Origin of the sequence: Ruegeria sp. HKCCA0235A (assembly GCF_013033235.1) — a bacterium.
Classification (GTDB): Bacteria; Pseudomonadota; Alphaproteobacteria; order Rhodobacterales; family Rhodobacteraceae; genus Ruegeria.
Genome location: NZ_WQDQ01000003.1, coordinates 23,643 through 39,474, shown reverse-complemented (window position 1 = coordinate 39,474; position 15,832 = coordinate 23,643). Strand labels below are relative to the sequence as shown.

Genomic DNA, 15,832 nt, shown 5'->3' with positions numbered 1-15,832 from the left:
CCTGAACCGTACTGAGTGACCGCTTTCTTGGAGGTAGCGGCAGGTATGGTCAAGCATCACAACCGCAATCGGCAGGTCGAAAGGGCCATTTGACGCAGAATTTCAAGGAAGGCATGGAGCGGGTAGACGGAATCGAACCGACATAGCCTGCTTGGAAGGCAGGGGCTTTACCATTAAGCTATACCCGCAAATGGTTTGCGCTGGTTAAGTCATGCTTTCGGGATCGTCAAGCCGGAAGTGGCAAATTTAGTGGCGCAATTTTTCCGACACTGCTCGGCCCGTCAGTCCTGATTGCGAAATATCCGGGTCGAGGAAAAGAACCGCTCCAGTTCTTCGATCCGCTCCTTGCTTTCTTCCCAACGCGCCTCCTGCACTTCGGCAATCAGCGTTTCCGAGATCAACTGCAAGGCAATGGTCGAATCCCAACTGGAGGGCGCCTCGACCAATGCGTGGAAGGAATAATTGGCGGTCTTTCCGATTGGCGAACCCCATTGGTCCGTAAACAGAACAACGGTGACGCCGCGGCCCGAGGCAACCTGTGCCAGCTTCTCCAGATGCGCCTCGTAACGGCGGATGTCGAAGATCACCAGAACGGATGATTCATCCATATCCAGAAGGTATTGCGGCCAGACATTCGCCGAATTGCCCAGCATCGTCACGTTGGGCCGGATGATCTGCATGTGATTGAACAGGTAATCCGCATTTGACCGCGTGATGCGACCACCTACGACGTAAAGATGACGCTCTGTCTCGGCCAAAAGACGCGCGACGGCATCGAACATCTCTTTGTCCAGACGTTCCAGCGTGTGGCGCATGTTGGTCCATACGGCCTGGGCAAAACGCGTCGTCGGATGTTCTGCCTCATCATCCACAACCCAGGCGTCCCGTTTTGAGATCGGCTTTTTGATCTGCGCCGCAACCTCTTCGCGCAGCGCATCCTGCAAGTCGGGGAACCCGTCAAACCCAAGCTTGCGCGCCATGCGAATAACGGTCGGGGTCGAAACCTGCGCCGCAGCGGCCAGCTTGGTGATCGATTGCAAACCAGCCATCGGATAATCCTGCAACAGGACCGAGGCCAATTGACGTTCAGACCGTGTCAGATCGTCCAGCTCATCCTGAATCCGCTGTTTGACAAGTTTGGCAACGGTGGCCATCGGCGCCCTCGTTTCTTGAATTTGTTACAGAATATGTTCGTTTGAAATTTTGTCTACAGAAATTTTCTTGACAGGTGAGAAGTTGCTGTAACAAATGCTACCTATGTGTCACGAGACCGAGTCATCATTGCTTTTGCCGACCGAAGCACCGGCAGCCCGCGTGCTCAATGCGCACGGTCGCGCGCCTGCCGTGCTGATATGCGAACATGCAAGCCGGTTTATTCCGGCCGCGCTGGATGGACTGGGGCTGGATGAGGCGGCGGCCAGCTCTCACGCGGCCTGGGACATCGGCGCGCTGGACCTGTCGGTGGAGCTGATGGGCGCTTTGGATGCGCCGCTGGTCCACTCGCGCGTCAGTCGGCTGGTTTATGACTGCAACCGCCCGCCCGAACGCGAAGATGCCATGCCGCAGGTCAGCGAAGTGTTTTCCATTCCCGGCAACATGAACCTGACAGATGCTCAGCGCGCCCAGCGGGTTCGCGACGTGTATGAGCCTTTCAAAACGCTGGTTTCATCCACTTTGGACGAACGGCCTGAACCTCCGGTTGTCATCACGATCCACAGTTTCACGCCCGTCTACAAGGGGACCCCCCGAACGGTAGAGCTGGGGATTCTTCATGACGAAGACGACCGCGCCGCGCAACTGATGCTGAGCCACGCGGAAAGCTCGGGATTGCGCGTGGCTTTGAACGAACCTTACTCGGCGACGGATGGCGTCACGCACACGTTGCGCGAACACGCGGTCCGGCGCGGGCTTCCAAATGTCATGATCGAAGTCCGAAACGATCTGATCGACACAGCAGACGGCGTGAACCGCATTGCGGGATTGCTGACGCCAATTCTGCAATCGGTCATCCAAAACTTATCGCACGCAGAGGCGAAACCATGAGAGCAGAGGTATCGGGATGAATTTCATGCGGGGATATGTGGCGGTCATTGACCGCACGAACCGCTGGATCGGACGCTTCGTCATGTACGGCATCTTCGTCATGATGGGCATCCTGCTCTGGTCCTCGATTTCAAAAACCTTTTTCCTGCCATCGCTGTGGACCCTGGAAATGGCCCAGTTCGCAATGGTCGCCTATTACATTCTGGGCGGACCCTATTCGATCCAGATGGGATCCAACGTCCGCATGGACCTTCTGTACGGCGAATGGTCCGACCGTCGTCGCGCGTGGACGGATGCGATCACCGTCCTTTTCCTGATCATCTACCTGGGCGTGATGATCTACGGCGGATACGACTCGCTGAGCTATTCGCTGCAATATGGCGAACGCAGCCCGACCGCGTGGCGTCCATACCTGTGGCCAATCAAGGTCATCATGGTCGTGGGCCTGTTCCTGATGTTGCTTCAGGCGATCTCGGAACTGTTCAAAGATATTCTGCGCCTCAGGGGCGATGACATCCCGCGCGAGGTGATCTGATGTCGTACGAATTGATCGCCATCCTGATGTTTTCGACCATGATGCTGATGCTGCTGACCGGGCAGCGCGTTTTTGGCGCGATTGGTTTTGTCGCCGTGATGGCCGCCCTGTTTCTGTGGGGGGATCGCGGCGGCTATGACATTGGCTTTTCGGCCGCCATGAAGCTGATGAAATGGTATCCGCTGCTGACCCTGCCGATGTTCATCTTCATGGGCTATGTTCTGGCCGAATCCAAAATTGCAGACGATCTGTACAAGATGTTCCACGTCTGGATGGGGGGCCTGAACGGCGGGCTCGCAATAGGCACGATCGGCCTTATGGTGCTAATTTCGGCCATGAACGGGCTGAGTGTCGCAGGCATGGCCATCGGCGCGACCATTGCGCTGCCGGAACTTCTGAAACGCGGCTATGACAAGAAAATGGTGACCGGGGTGATACAAGCCGGATCGTCATTAGGTATTCTTGTGCCACCCTCCGTCGTGCTGGTTCTTTACGCGATGATCGCGCGCCAGCCAGTCGGGCAGCTCTGGCTTGCCGGGCTGCTTCCCGGGCTAATGATGGCCGCAATGTTCATCCTTTACATCGTGATCCGCTGCCGCATCAACCCGGCGTTAGGGCCCGCCTTGTCAGCCGAGGAGCGCGACGTGCCCATGGCAGAGAAACTGCGCCTGTTGCGCGCAGGCCTTCTGCCCTTGGGTATTTTTGCCGCGATGATGGTGCCCTTCGTCAACGGCTGGACCTCGCTGGTCGAAAGCTCGGCCATCGGTGCGTTGACGGCGTTCGCCGCGGCCATCCTCAAGGGCCGCATGACACGTGAGGTTTTCGAGACATCCGTGCGGTCGACGCTGGGCATCACCTGTATGTTCATGTGGATCATCCTGGCTGCGCTTGCCTTTGGCGCTGTTTTCGACGGCTTGGGCGCCGTTCGGGCAATCGAGAATCTGTTTACCGAACGGCTGGGCCTCAACCCGTGGGTGATCCTGATCTTGATGCAGCTCAGCTTTATTCTGATGGGCACGTTTCTGGACGATACGGCCATGCTGGTGATCGTCGCGCCTTTGTACGTGCCGCTCGTGGGTGCATTGGGGTTCGACCTGATCTGGTATGGGGTTCTGTACACGATCACCACCCAGATCGCCTATATGACGCCGCCCTTCGGCTACAACCTGTTCCTGATGCGCGCGATGGCGCCACCAGAGATATCGCTGCGCGACATTTACGGTTCGATCCTGCCCTTCGTGATGGTGATGACGCTGGCGCTGGCGATCATCATGACGTTCCCGCAGATCGCACTGTGGCTGCCTGAATACATCTACAACAAATGATCCCGGATCAAACCGGGGCTTCGCGGGCAATCCCCGCACAATCGAAACTGACCAACGGAGAGAGAGAATGACGAACAGACGTACATTTCTGAAAGGTGCTGCGGCCGCTCCCGCCGCTGCTCTGGCGACGCCTGCACTGGCGCAATCGACCATCAGATGGCGGATGCAGACCTATGCCGGCCCGGCGCTGGCCGAACACGTGATCGACCCGGCCATCAAGATGTTCAACACGATCGCCGGAGACCGGATGCAGATCGAGCTGTTCTATGCCGACCAGCTGGTTCCGACGGGCGAGCTGTTCCGCGCCATGCAGCGCGGCACGATTGATGCCGTGCAGTCGGATGATGACTCGATGGCATCGCCCACCGAGGTCACCGTGTTCGGCGGCTATTTCCCCTTTGCCTCGCGCTACTCGCTGGACGTGCCGGTTCTGTTCAACCAGTACGGGCTGAACGAGATCTGGGACGAGGAATACTCGAAAGTCGGCGTCAAGCACATTTCGGCCGGCGCCTGGGACCCATGCCATTTTGCAACGAAAGACCCGATCAACAGCCTGGCGGACCTTCAGGGCAAACGCGTGTTTACCTTCCCGACCGCGGGCCGCTTCCTGTCTCAGTTCGGCGTTGTGCCGGTCACCCTGCCCTGGGAAGACATCGAAGTTGCGGTTCAAACCGGCGAGCTGGACGGCATCGCGTGGTCCGGTATCACCGAAGACTACACAGTCGGCTGGGCGGATGTGACCAACTACTTCCTGACCAACAACATCTCGGGTGCCTGGGCCGGTTCGTTCTTTGCCAACATGGACCGCTGGAACGAGCTGCCCGAAGATTTGCAGACCCTGTTCCGCGTCTGCACCGATCAGTCCCACTATTATCGGCAATGGTGGTACTGGGGCGGCGAGGCAAGCCTGCGCGTCAACGGAGACAAGATGCAGCTGACGTCGATTCCGGACGAAGAGTGGGCAACCGTCGAAGCTGCGGCCGTTGCCTTCTGGGACGAGATCGCAGCCGAATCCGAAACCAAGGCGAAGGTTGTTGAAATCTTCAAACAGTACAACGCCGACATGCTCAAGGCTGGACGGCCCTACCGCTACGGCTAAGACTTGGCCAAGCGACCCGCCCCTTGCATGGGGGCGGGTCTGACTGAACGAATGGCCGATGAAGGATTTCGGCAAAGACAAAGGTGGCACATGCTCACGTTCGAACATCTGAAAACGCAGGTATCCGAAGGTTCGGTTGATACGGTTCTGGTCTGCATGGTGGACATGCAGGGCCGGTTGATGGGCAAGCGTTTTCACGCGGGCCATTTCGTGGCAGGCGCATGGGAAGAGACCCATTGCTGCAACTACCTGTTGGCCACCGATCTGGAGATGGCGACACCTGATGGCTATGCCTCGACCAGTTGGGAACGGGGCTATGGCGATTATGTCATGAAACCGGACCTCAGCACCCTGCGCCCGGTGCCGTGGCTTGAAGGCACGGTGATGGTGATGTGTGACGTGCTGGATCATCACACGCACGAGGAAGTGCCGCACGCGCCGCGTTCAATCCTGAAAAAGCAGGTCAGCCGTTTGAAAGCCATGGGCTATGACGCCATGACGGCGACCGAGCTTGAGTTTTTCCTGTTCGAGAAAAGCTTTGACCAGATCCGCAAGGAAGGATTCCGGGATCTGGAGCCGATCTCGGGCTATAACGAAGACTATCATATCCTTCAGACCACCAAGGAAGAGCATGTGATGCGTCCGATCCGCAACCATCTGTGGGATGCGGGCATTCCGGTTGAGAACTCCAAAGGTGAGGCCGAGACCGGGCAGGAAGAGCTGAACATCAAATACGCACCCGCGATGGAAACAGCCGAGTATCATTCGATCGCCAAGAACGCTGTGAAAGAGATCGCGTGGCAACATGGTCACGCAGCGACGTTCCTGCCGAAATGGCACCACGAGAAAGTCGGCAGCTCGTCCCATGTGCACCAGTCACTGTGGGCAGATGGACAGCCTGCCTTTTATGACGCCGGGGACGATCTGGGCATGTCGGCGCTGATGAAAAGCTATATGGCTGGGCTGCTGAAATATGCCCCCGATTACACCTATTTCATGGCACCTTACATCAACAGTTACAAACGCTTCATGAAAGGCACCTTCGCGCCAACGCGGATCATCTGGTCCGTGGACAACCGCACCGCCGGGTTCCGCCTGTGCGGTGACGGTACCAAGGCCGTACGCGTCGAGTGCCGAATTCCGGGCTCAGATATGAACCCCTATCTGGCGATGGCTGGCATGCTGGCGGCAGGGATCGCGGGCATCGAGGAAGGGCTGGATCTGCAACCGCCGACCAAAGGCGACGTTTACCAGGGTGAGACTGCCATGATCCCGGGCAACCTTCGCGCTGCGCGAGATGCGTTGCACGGATCGGTCATGTTGCGCGCGGCCATGGGCGATGACGTCGTCGACCACTATACCCGTGCCGCGGAGGTAGAGATCGAGGAGTTCGAACGCGTGGTCACGGATTGGGAAATCGCCCGCGGATTCGAGCGGGCGTAAGGTCGGGACACGCTGGGGGCTCTGCCCCCAGACCCCCGGGATATTTTGGGCCAGATGAAGCAGGGATCCTGTTTCTTTCGGAAATGGAGTGAAAATGGGGCAGATGTTGAAATGTGTCTCGCCGATCGATGGATCGGTTTATGCCGAACGTGAAGTGTTGTCGCGAGAAGCCGCGTTCGGGGCCGCGGCGCGTGCTCGGGCTGCTCAGGCGGAATGGGCAGCTCGTCCGTTGCAGGGGCGGATCGATCTTGTGATGGCGGGTGTGGCCGCCGTTGGCGCCATGAACGATGAGATCGTGCCGGAACTGGCCCATATGATGGGTCGCCCAGTGCGTTATGGCGGCGAGTTCGGTGGATTCAACGAACGTGCCAGCCATATGGCGGAGATTGCCGAGACGTCCCTGGCAGATATCGCCGTCGGCGAAGACGAAACGTTCAAACGCTACATCAAGCGCATTCCTCATGGGGTGGTCTTTGTGGTGGCGCCCTGGAACTATCCCTATATGACGGCGATCAACACGGTCGCACCGGCGCTGATCGCGGGCAACACGGTCGTCCTGAAACACGCGACACAGACGCTGCTGGTGGGCGAGCGCATGGCAAAGGCGTTCCAGTCGGCAGGTGTGCCCGAGGACGTATTCCAGAATGTGTTCCTGAGCCATGACGTGACCAACGACCTGATCGCGGGTAATGCATTTGATTTCGTGAACTTCACCGGATCAGTCGGCGGCGGTCAGGCGATGGAACGTGCCGCGGCGGGCACGTTTACCGGCGTCGGCACCGAGCTGGGCGGCAAGGATCCCGGCTATGTCATGGACGACGCCGACCTGAATGCCGCGGTCGACACGCTGATTGACGGTGCGATGTTCAATTCGGGCCAGTGTTGTTGCGGAATCGAGCGGATCTATGTTCACGAGAGCCTTTATGATGACTTTGTCGCCAAGGCGGTGGACATCGTGAAGGGTTACAAGCTGGGCAACCCGCTGGATGCCGAGACGACGATTGGCCCGATGGCCAATGTGCGGTTTGCCGATGAGGTGCGAGCCCAGATCGCCGAGGCGGTTGCAGCCGGTGCGGTTGCGCATATCGACACCTTCGCTGAAGACGACGGTGGCGCGTACCTGACACCGCAAATCCTGACCAATGTCACTCATGACATGCGCGTGATGCGGGACGAAAGCTTTGGGCCCGTGGTGGGCATCATGAAAGTGTCCTCGGACGAGGAGGCCATCGCATTGATGAATGACAGTGAGTTTGGCCTGACTGCCAGCCTGTGGACCCGCGATGTGGATCGTGCGGCGCGGTTGGGTGACCGGATCGAAACGGGGACCGTGTTCATGAACCGCGCCGATTATCTGGACCCCGGCCTGTGCTGGACGGGCTGCAAGAATACCGGGCGCGGCGGCGGTCTGTCCGTCATCGGATATCACAACCTGACACGTCCCAAATCCTACCACCTCAAAAAGGTAACGGGCTAAGGACGACGGCCTGCTTCGGACCCACCCCCTCGCCGAAGCAGGCCTTATTTTGCAAAGGAAACCTGAAATGACACTTGTTGGAAACTGGTCCTATCCGACCGCCATCAAATTCGGAGCCGGGCGCATCAGGGAATTGCCCGAAGCCTGCGCCGCCGCCGGAATGAAGAAACCACTGCTGGTCACGGACAAGGGGCTGGCCGATCTGCCCATCACCGGCTCGACACTGGACATCATGGAAGCCGCCGGACTGGGACGCGGCCTGTTCAGCGATGTGGACCCCAACCCCAATGAGAAGAACCTTGAAGCCGGAGTTGCGGCCTATAACGCGGGTGGCCATGACGGGGTGATCGCCTTTGGCGGCGGCTCTGGGCTGGATCTGGGCAAGATGGTCGCTTTCATGGCCGGTCAGACGCGCCCCGTTTGGGATTTCGAGGATATCGGCGACTGGTGGACACGAGCCGATGCCGACGCGATCGCGCCAATCATTGCCGTTCCGACCACCGCAGGGACAGGATCGGAAGTGGGCCGCGCGAGCGTCATCACCAATTCCGAGACCCATGCCAAGAAGATCATCTTTCATCCCAAGGTTCTGCCGACCGTGGTGATTTGCGACCCGGAGCTGACCGTCGGAATGCCCAGGTTCATCACGGCAGGAACAGGCCTGGACGCCTTTGCGCATTGCGTCGAAGCCTTCTCGAGCCCGCATTATCACCCGATGAGCCAGGGCATCGCGCTGGAAGGGATGCGGCTGGTGAAGGAGTACTTGCCGCGCGCTTATGCTGACGGCACCGATATCGAGGCCCGCGCCCAGATGATGAGCGCCGCTGCCATGGGTGCAACGGCTTTCCAGAAGGGTCTTGGCGCGATCCACGCGATGAGCCATCCAATTGGCGCGGTATTCAACACCCATCACGGCACCACAAACGCGGTCTGCATGCCCGCCGTGCTGAACTTCAACGCCCCCGCCATTGCAGACCGGTTCCAGCAAGCTGCGGCATATCTGGGCATCGACGGCGGCTTCGATGGTTTTTGCGCCTTCGTGCAGGATTTCAACGACAGCCTTGGCATCCCCCGCACTCTGTCCGACCTAGGTGTGACCGAAGCTTCAATACCAGAGCTTGTCGAAGGCGCGATCATCGATCCTTCATGCGGTGGAAATCCGATTGAGTTGACGAAAGACAACCTGACTCAGCTGTTCAAAGCAGCGCTGTAAGAAACCAAAGGGCCCGGCGAAACTTGCCGGGCCCTTCGCGTTCGGATTGCCAAGATCAGATCAATGCCCGGTCAAAACCAGAGTGTTCACCGGCATCAGGATCAAACGCAGGCGCAGACCCGCTGCATGCACCACGCCGATCGTGTCGACCACGTGCAGGAAGGCCGCCTCCCAAAAGCCCAGATCTTCGTGCTCCAACCGCTCGTGATTGTCTGTGTAGACATTGGCCAGACAATTGCTGCCCGGTGGAATGTCATCGGCCATACCTTTGTACAGCGGCTCCATATAAACCAGAATCGAGCCCGGATTATTGTTGGTCTGCACATCCCGCAATTCATCCGATGGACGGATCTGGCCGGAAGGAATGACATCCTGCACCTCGACCACCACGGTGGGGATCACGGTGAATGGCTTGGTCATGCAGCCCAATTCGCCAATCATGCCCGGCTTGATCACCTGGGCAGACAGCTGGCTGAAAGCGGCCTGAAAGCGGTCATGTCCGGTGTGCGATGGCACTAGAACACCAGCAGGGCGCAACAGCGGGCTTACGTAATCACCGACCTGAAGGCCGAACTGTTCGACCCGCCCCGTGACGCCCGCTATGATTACGGTTTTGTCCAATTCGGTCTGCGCAGCATCCAGTTGCGCAATGGCACTTGCCAGCTGCGCGGGGATCAGTTCTTCAATCTGCTGCTCAACCGCAGCACGTTTGGATTCCGCTGCAAGAACCTGGGCCTCTCGCTGGGCAACAAGGTTTTCCAGCCTCTCAATCTCGGCCAGCCTTACCGCGCTTGAACCCTCATCTCGCAAGGTTGTGTTGCGCTCAAGATCCTCCAGAGACTGCGCAAGCGCTGCCTTGGCACCTGCAATTCCAGCTTCGGCCTCGGCCAAATCGGTTTCCGCAACCTTAAGTGAGGCCTGCACCTGTGCAATCTGCGCATTCGCCGCCTGAACCTGTGCAGTCTGGCTAAAATCCTCGATCCGGAAAATCGGTTGCCCAGCGGTTACCAGTTCGTTGTTCTTGACGAAAACCTCGGAAACACGGCCACCCAATTGCGGCAGAATGGTCACTGTCCGGAAATAGGATGCCGCGGTTTTACTGGCCGGATGAAAATAGAACAGCGTGGTGATCACGGTCAGCGCCAGAATGGCACAGGTGGTCAAACCCCAACGCAATTCGTACCACATGGTAAACAAGGTAATCTCGTGACCGATCCGCTTACCCTGAACGAACCGGCGGAACAGATAGTCGGGCAGCACAGTTACCAGGGCGCAGAGCATGGTCTCGATCATGTGGTGTGCTCCTGCGTATCGCTGGCTTCGGACTCCGGCGATGCCGGTACCGTTGTTTCAGGCACTGTCTGCGGAACAGGAGACGGACCCAAAGAACGAATGGCATCGGCAATACTTCTAAGCGGGGTGGCAAAATCCGGAAACTGGAACCCCGCGACCAGAATGGCGGCAATCCAGAAAAGCCCATTATGTGTGAACAGTGCCAGCAGCGCCAGAATACCCACCAATTGGAATTGCGGGTGATTGTTTTCGTGGGCCATTTTTTCAGGAACCGAATGAAGTGTCAGGTATCCGACACCGATCAACACCACCAGAACGACGAAAAAAACGACCATGGCGGAGAAAAGGTAATCGCTTCCGTCAGCTGCGACAACGTATCCGGGAATATGCCCTGTGGCCATTGGATGAAGGTCTGCTGCGGTCACCTTACCCTCCTGTTTATTTTGATACTTCTTTGACCGGGTTGAAGCGCAATTTCAAGGCTGCTTATAGTCTGAAAACCCAAACGCGTGGCGAATAAGGAGCTTTAGGGTCAGCATGGAGTTCAAGAAACCCATTGCATATCCGTTTCGAACGGATCGCAAGTCATGATTGATTTCCTAGTCATCGGCGGCGGAATCGCCGGGCTGAGCGCCGGTGCGCGCCTGTCGCAACACGGCACTGTGGTGGTTCTCGAAGCCGAAGACGCCCTGGGCTATCACGCATCGGGCCGGTCGGCGGCGTTGTTCGAAGAAAGCTATGGGCCTCCCTCGGTCGTCGCCCTGAACAAAGCGGGGGCCGCCTTTCTTCATACGCAGAATGGCGGTTACCTGACACCGCGCGGATTGATGCTGGTCGGAGCAATTGACCAGCCCGACATTTTTGAGGCCGATCGCGCCGATCTGAACATGGTGAAGATACCGATGGATCAGGCGATATCGCGCGTTCCGATCCTGAACCCGGACAAGGTCGGGTTTGCAGCCATCAGCGAAGCGGCCTTTGACATCGATACAGATCGCCTGTTGCAGGATTTCGCCCGGACCATCCGGCAAAACGGAGGAACGGTTTCGACGAAAAGCAAAGTCACCGGCATTCGAAAAGAAAAGCACTGGGTGGTCGAGGCCGATGAGATCTTTGAAGCCCGCATTCTGGTCAACGCAGCCGGTGCCTGGGTGGATGAGGTTGCGCAGCTTGCAGGGCTGCCCGGTATCGGCATCATACCCCGTCGTCGGTCAATGGCGCGTCTGCCCGCCCCCGGAGGGCATGACGTTTCTGTCTGGCCGATGATGCTGGGCGCTGGCGAGACATGGTACGCCAAACCGGATGCGGGCAAGCTTCTGGTCTCACCATCCGAAGCCGATCCGGTTCCGCCACAGGATGCTTATGCCGATGATATGGTGCTGGCAGAGGGTCTGGCACGGTATGAGGAGTTGATGACCGAACCTGTCACAAGGGTTGAAACAAATTGGGCGGGCTTGCGCAGTTTTGCCCCGGACGGGACCTTGGTGATTGGGCGCGACCCGCTGGATCCTTCGTTTGTCTGGTGTGGCGGTCAGGGCGGGTATGGTTTTCAAACCTCACCGGCGGCCTCGCAACTGTTGTGCGACCTTGTTGTCGGAAACACACCCGAACTGGAACCTGACATAGTAGGCATGTTGACCCCTGACAGGCTGGAACGATGATCAAACGCAGCCTCCCCACTTCTGCAAGCGTCGCCAATGCGTCTGTAGATGGCAAGCTGGTGGCCCCGGCAGCATCCCGGAACACCGACGCCCTGTGTGCAGTGTTGCAAGAATGGGGGCCGTCCCAGGGCCAGGCATTGGAAATCGCAAGCGGGACTGGTCAGCATGTCAGGGCCTTTGCCGAAGTGCTTCCCGGGCTGACCTGGCAGCCTTCGGAAGTTGACCCTGAGCGGCGCGTGAGTATCGATGCCTATACCCGCGACCTGCCCAATGTCGCGCCGGTCGCAGAACTGGATGCAGCGACATCAGGCTGGCACAGGCGGTTTTACGGCCAGGATCTGATCGTTCTGATAAACTTGATTCACTTGATCAGTTGGCAGGAAACCAAAACCATCATTTCGGAAATCGCACAATCCCTGTCACCAAAGGGGCGGTTCATCTTGTACGGCCCGTTCAAACGTTCGGGCCAACTCATCAGTGACGGGGATGTCCGCTTTCATAAGGCTTTGATCCAGCAAGACCCGGAAATCGGCTATAAAAACGATGTGGACATTCTGAATTTGTTCGAAAACGTCGGCCTGCTCGCGCTGGCACCGGTCGAAATGCCTGCCAACAACCTTGCGTTCATTGCCGAACGCCCTGAAGTCTGATCGAGATCAAAGTCAAACAGCCGCAACCCATTTCATATTCCAGTTGCTAGATATGAAGAAGGGTACTCAGCAATGGCATGGCAAGAAAAACTCTCGGCAACACGAAAGAGTTTGCGAAACCTGAACGGATCCATTCCCGATACGACACGCGCATTTGGAGCGCTTGGCAAAGCCGTCAAAGAGGGCGGGACGCTCGACTACAAGACCAAGGAATTCATTGCGTTGGGCATGTCAGTCACCCTGCGATGCGAACCCTGTATCACCCTGCACACCGAAGCTTTGATCAAGGCCGGTGCGACACGGGAAGAAGTGTCCGACGTGTTGGCCATGGCGATCCAGATGGGCGGCGGCCCAGCCATGATGTACGCGGCCAAGGCGCTGGAATGCTTCGACGAACTGTCTGGATGAAAAGAAGAAAAGGCCCCGAAGGTTTCCGGGGCCTTTCTTCGATCAACCGTCCTTGCGGATGGTTTCGTTTTTCGGGTCGTAGGGGCTGTCGCAGGTCACGACCGCATCCCACAGCTTGTCCTGCATCTTGACCTTCAGCTTTGTGCCTTCGACAGCCAGCTCGGGCTTCACATAGCCCATGCCGATGGATTTCTCGAACACTACGGAATACCCGCCCGAGGTCAATCGACCCACGCGTTCACCTTCCGGTGTGTACAGTGCCTCGCGGCCCCATGGGTCGGCATCCTCCGGCCCGTCGATCAGCAGGGTACAGCATTTCACGCGCACGCCGGTCTCTTCCAGCTTGGCCTTGCCGTAAAAGTCTTTCGACAAATCGACAAAGCGCGGCAGGTCGGCCTCCAGCGGGGTCGCGTCACGGCCCAGTTCGGTGCCAAAGGCGCGATAGGATTTCTCCTGACGCAGCCAGTTCTGGGCGCGGGCACCGACCAGCTTCATGCCATGCTTCTCGCCGGCTTCTTCAAGCAGGTCGAACAGGTAGTTCTGCATCTCGATCGGGTGGTGCAGTTCCCAGCCCAGCTCACCGGTATAGGCCACGCGGATCGCGTTGACAGGGCACATGCCCAGTTCGATCTGACGCGCCGACAGCCACGGGAAGCGCTTGTTCGACAGGGCGGTTTCCGGATCGGCGTCCTTGATGACCTCTTTCAGAACGTCACGCGACTTGGGTCCGGCGATGGCGAAGACGCCCCATTGCGTGGTCACGTCCTGGATTTCGATATATCCGAACTCCTCCATCTTGTCCTCGGCCGCCTTGCGCAGATAGTCGGCGTCGTACTCGGTCCAGGCTCCGGCAGAGACGAGGTAATAGTTGTTCTCGCCATTGCGGACGATGGTGTATTCGGTGCGGGTGGTGCCGTGCGAGGTCAGCGCATAGGTCAGGTTGATACGACCAACCTTGGGCAGCTTGTTGCAGGTGAACCAATCCAGGAACTGGGTCGCACCGGGGCCTTTTACGACATGCTTGGTGAAGGCCGACGCATCGATCAGGCCAACGCCTTCTCGGATCGCTTTGGCTTCTTCGACGGCATACTGCCACCAACCACCGCGGCGGAAGCTGCGGCTTTCTTTGTCGAAGTTGTCAGGCGCATCCAGCGGGCCGAAATAGTTTGGACGCTCCCAACCGTTGACCCAACCAAACTGTGCACCACGCGCCTTCTGACGGTCGTATGCCGGAACAGTACGCAACGGACGGCAAGCTTCACGCTCTTCATCCGGGTGGTGCAGGATATAGACGTGTTCATAGCACTCTTCGTTTTTGCGGGCCGCGAACTCGGTGGTCATCCAGTTGCTGGAATAGCGTTTGGGGTCCAGCGAGGCCATATCGATCTCGGCTTCGCCATCGACCATCATCTGCGCCAGATAGTAGCCGGTGCCGCCTGCCGCGGTGATGCCAAAGCTGAAACCTTCGGCCAGCCACATGTTGCGCAGGCCCGGCGCAGGGCCGACCAGCGGATTGCCGTCAGGCGTATAACAGATCGGGCCGTTGAAATCGTCTTTCAGGCCGGACTCGGCACAGGACGGCACGCGCTCGGCCATAGCCATGTACTGATCCGCGATCCGATCCAGATCCAGCGGGAACAGATCCGCGCGGAAGCTGTCCGGCACACCGTGTTCAAACCGCGCGGGGGCGCCATGTTCATAGATACCCAGGATCCAGCCGCCGCGTTCTTCACGGGCATAGGATTCGTTGTCGGCGTCGCGCACGACGGGGTGTTCCGGGTTGCCTGCTTCGCGCCATTTGACCAGTTCAGGGTCCTTGTCCATGACGATAAACGTGTGTTCGACCGGGATCGCAGGCATCTTGATGCCCAGCATCTTGGCGGTGCGCTGTGCGTGGTTGCCCGATGCAGTGACGACATGCTCGGCAGTGATCACAACCTTTTCGTCGCTTTCGACAAGGTTGCCGCCTTTTTCCACCATCTTGGTGCAGGTGACTTCCCAATGGGTGCCGTTCCAGTGGAAGGCATCCGCCTGCATCTTGCGCACGATCTCGACGCCACGCTGACGGGCCCCCTTGGCCATGGCCTGCGTCACATCTGCCGGGTTAATATACCCGTCTTCGGTATGGTAGATCGCGCCCTTCAGATCCGATGTCTCGATCAGCGGCCAACGCTCCTTGATCTGCTCGGGCGTCAGCCACTCATAGGCAACATCGCAGGTTTCGGCGGTGGACGCGTAGAGCATGTACTCGTCCATGCGCTCCTGCGTCTGTGCCATGCGCAGGTTGCCGACGACGGCAAAACCCGCATTCAGTCCGGTTTCTTCTTCCAGCGTCTTGTAGAAGTCGACCGAGTACTTGTGGATGTGCGTTGTCGCATAGGACATGTTGAACAATGGCAGCAGACCAGCCGCGTGCCAGGTGGACCCGGACGTCAGCTCGTCCCGTTCGATCAACATCACATCGTCCCAGCCCGCTTTGGCCAGATGATAGGCAATCGAGGTCCCAACGGCGCCGCCGCCAACAACCAGTGCTTTGACTTGGGTTTTCATAACCGGGCGTCTCCCCTTGAAATCAGTTGACACCATATGGCGCACTTGAGGGGGATCGCGCGACATTCATCCGACCAGTGATATGAAAAAAACGACCCGATCATCAAATGCGGGTCGCAGATCGGACATGAAACC

14 protein-coding genes and 1 tRNA gene are annotated in these 15,832 nt (G+C 58.3%); 10 read left to right on the top strand and 5 right to left on the bottom strand.

Annotated elements, in window-relative coordinates; all coding sequences use genetic code 11:
* Positions 1-114: 114 nt before the first annotated feature.
* Positions 115-188, bottom strand: a tRNA-Gly gene (locus GOW56_RS06255).
* Between the two features lie 93 nt (positions 189-281).
* On the bottom strand, positions 282-1,154 hold the full coding sequence (locus GOW56_RS06250; RefSeq protein ID WP_171114706.1) for a MurR/RpiR family transcriptional regulator: 873 nt from the start codon (positions 1,152-1,154) through the stop codon (positions 282-284).
* Positions 1,155-1,281: 127 nt separating this feature from the next.
* On the opposite strand from GOW56_RS06250, the gene GOW56_RS06245 reads away from it, so the two are divergent.
* From GOW56_RS06245 to GOW56_RS06215, 7 genes are all read left to right on the top strand, one after another.
* Complete coding sequence (locus tag GOW56_RS06245; protein ID WP_254447167.1) at positions 1,282-2,043, top strand: N-formylglutamate amidohydrolase; 762 nt, start codon at positions 1,282-1,284, stop codon at positions 2,041-2,043.
* Positions 2,044-2,059: 16 nt separating this feature from the next.
* Positions 2,060-2,578, top strand: coding sequence for a TRAP transporter small permease subunit (locus GOW56_RS06240; RefSeq protein ID WP_152458809.1), 519 nt, complete (start codon positions 2,060-2,062; stop codon positions 2,576-2,578).
* Positions 2,578-3,903 (top strand): TRAP transporter large permease subunit, encoded by a 1,326-nt coding sequence (locus GOW56_RS06235; RefSeq protein WP_171205339.1) that lies wholly within the window; start codon positions 2,578-2,580, stop codon positions 3,901-3,903. Before GOW56_RS06240 ends, GOW56_RS06235 begins: the two co-directional genes overlap by 1 nt.
* 67 nt (positions 3,904-3,970) lie before the next feature.
* Positions 3,971-5,002, top strand: a complete 1,032-nt coding sequence (locus GOW56_RS06230) for a TRAP transporter substrate-binding protein (RefSeq protein WP_170343589.1) — start codon at positions 3,971-3,973, stop codon at positions 5,000-5,002.
* Between the two features lie 90 nt (positions 5,003-5,092).
* Positions 5,093-6,445: a glutamine synthetase family protein gene (locus GOW56_RS06225; protein WP_171205338.1), complete on the top strand. Its 1,353-nt coding sequence runs from the start codon at positions 5,093-5,095 to the stop codon at positions 6,443-6,445.
* Between the two features lie 94 nt (positions 6,446-6,539).
* A complete protein-coding gene (locus GOW56_RS06220; protein WP_171205337.1) occupies positions 6,540-7,922 on the top strand; it encodes an aldehyde dehydrogenase family protein in 1,383 nt (460 codons plus the stop codon).
* A 67-nt stretch (positions 7,923-7,989) separates the two neighbouring features.
* Positions 7,990-9,135: an iron-containing alcohol dehydrogenase gene (locus GOW56_RS06215; protein ID WP_171205336.1), complete on the top strand. Its 1,146-nt coding sequence runs from the start codon at positions 7,990-7,992 to the stop codon at positions 9,133-9,135.
* A 60-nt stretch (positions 9,136-9,195) separates the two neighbouring features.
* On the opposite strand, the gene GOW56_RS06210 is transcribed toward GOW56_RS06215, so the two are convergent.
* Together GOW56_RS06210 and GOW56_RS06205 are read right to left on the bottom strand one after the other, a co-directional pair.
* Positions 9,196-10,428 (bottom strand): HlyD family secretion protein, encoded by a 1,233-nt coding sequence (locus tag GOW56_RS06210; RefSeq protein WP_170343585.1) that lies wholly within the window; start codon positions 10,426-10,428, stop codon positions 9,196-9,198.
* Positions 10,425-10,853 (bottom strand): hypothetical protein, encoded by a 429-nt coding sequence (locus GOW56_RS06205; RefSeq protein ID WP_371807878.1) that lies wholly within the window; start codon positions 10,851-10,853, stop codon positions 10,425-10,427. Before GOW56_RS06205 ends, GOW56_RS06210 begins: the two co-directional genes overlap by 4 nt.
* Positions 10,854-11,015: 162 nt before the next feature.
* On the opposite strand from GOW56_RS06205, the gene GOW56_RS06200 reads away from it, so the two are divergent.
* From GOW56_RS06200 to GOW56_RS06190, 3 genes are all read left to right on the top strand, one after another.
* Entirely contained in the window at positions 11,016-12,089 is a 1,074-nt protein-coding gene (locus GOW56_RS06200; RefSeq protein WP_171205335.1) for an FAD-binding oxidoreductase, read from the top strand.
* Positions 12,086-12,739 carry a DUF938 domain-containing protein gene (locus tag GOW56_RS06195; protein WP_171205334.1) on the top strand — a complete coding sequence of 218 codons (654 nt, stop codon included), beginning with the start codon at positions 12,086-12,088 and terminating at the stop codon, positions 12,737-12,739. Before GOW56_RS06200 ends, GOW56_RS06195 begins: the two co-directional genes overlap by 4 nt.
* A 72-nt stretch (positions 12,740-12,811) precedes the next feature.
* On the top strand, positions 12,812-13,147 hold the full coding sequence (locus tag GOW56_RS06190; RefSeq protein WP_152458825.1) for a carboxymuconolactone decarboxylase family protein: 336 nt from the start codon (positions 12,812-12,814) through the stop codon (positions 13,145-13,147).
* 42 nt (positions 13,148-13,189) lie between these two features.
* On the opposite strand, the gene GOW56_RS06185 is transcribed toward GOW56_RS06190, so the two are convergent.
* Entirely contained in the window at positions 13,190-15,697 is a 2,508-nt protein-coding gene (locus GOW56_RS06185) for an FAD-dependent oxidoreductase (protein ID WP_171205333.1), read from the bottom strand.
* Between the last annotated feature and the right edge of the window lie 135 nt (positions 15,698-15,832).